Genomic DNA, 885 nt, shown 5'->3' with positions numbered 1-885 from the left:
TAAATCGTCTTGTGCATGCAAACTGCCTAGATTACATAAACATAGAAGTGCAAATATATAATAGTGTTTCATTTTGTTGTTTTTAGTTTTTTTATTTAGTGTAAAAATTTATTATTTAATTTGAAAAGAGTAGCATCATGAATTATTAAAAAACTTTTTAGTAACGCTCATTTTTGTCTTGACACAAAAATACTGAATCAAGTTCAGCACAAGCTAAGCCAAAAAAGTCAAGACGATCTATAGGAAATTGCTTTGCAACATTCGCTCATACGTTTCATGCTTGAAGCTTCGCTTCGCAGTTCCACTTTTCACTCATTATTTCTGAAGATCGTCATACACAAAGCATGTAACTATTCAGAATTATTTTAAAATAATAGCTTTGTCGAGTTTTAATTCTTCTAACAAATCATCATAGCCAATGATTCTGCCAATGAGCTTTGTTTTTTGCCCTTCTGAAAGTGCTTGTGTAGAAGTACCTTCTTCTAACTGAAAATAGATACTTTCGTTGAGTGAGATGCCTTTTTCATCTTTTGCGGTGATGACACCTGTGAGTTCTACTACTTTTTCGCCTTGTGTCCACGATTCAGGATTTTCCTTGATTTTTTCTAAGAAATCCTTCGCTGTTCCCGTAAAGGCAACTTCCATGTCTACAATTGCCGTGTGCGGTTTGTAGGTATAACTATAAGCTAGATATCCGCCAATAGCAATGACCAACACCAATCCGATTATGAATTTACTTTTTTTCGACAAGCTCATAATTCAAGGTTACGTTAATTTCTTTTGCAATTTTATTTCTCACGATACTTGGAATATCGATGTCAAAGTCTTGTGGTTTTAACGAAAAGTTTGATGTGATCACAATTTTGTCGCCTTCTTTGGAAACCA

The 885-nt window shown here is 33.8% G+C and carries 1 protein-coding gene; it reads right to left on the bottom strand.

Going from position 1 to position 885, the window contains the following annotated elements; genetic code table 11:
- Positions 1–360: 360 nt before the first annotated feature.
- Positions 361–756: a hypothetical protein gene (locus AA089_RS23135; protein WP_046759398.1), complete on the bottom strand. Its 396-nt coding sequence runs from the start codon at positions 754–756 to the stop codon at positions 361–363.
- Between the last annotated feature and the right edge of the window lie 129 nt (positions 757–885).

Origin of the sequence: Kordia jejudonensis (assembly GCF_001005315.1) — a bacterium.
GTDB lineage: Bacteria > Bacteroidota > Bacteroidia > Flavobacteriales > Flavobacteriaceae > Kordia > Kordia jejudonensis.
Note: the sequence above shows the minus strand (reverse complement) of the source record. Positions and strands in the feature narration are given on the sequence as shown.

Excerpts from the sequence above, each read along its gene's own strand:
- AA089_RS23135 (WP_046759398.1), bottom strand. The coding sequence starts at position 756 with ATGAGCTTGTCGAAAAAAAGTAAATTCATAATCGGATTGGTGTTGGTC.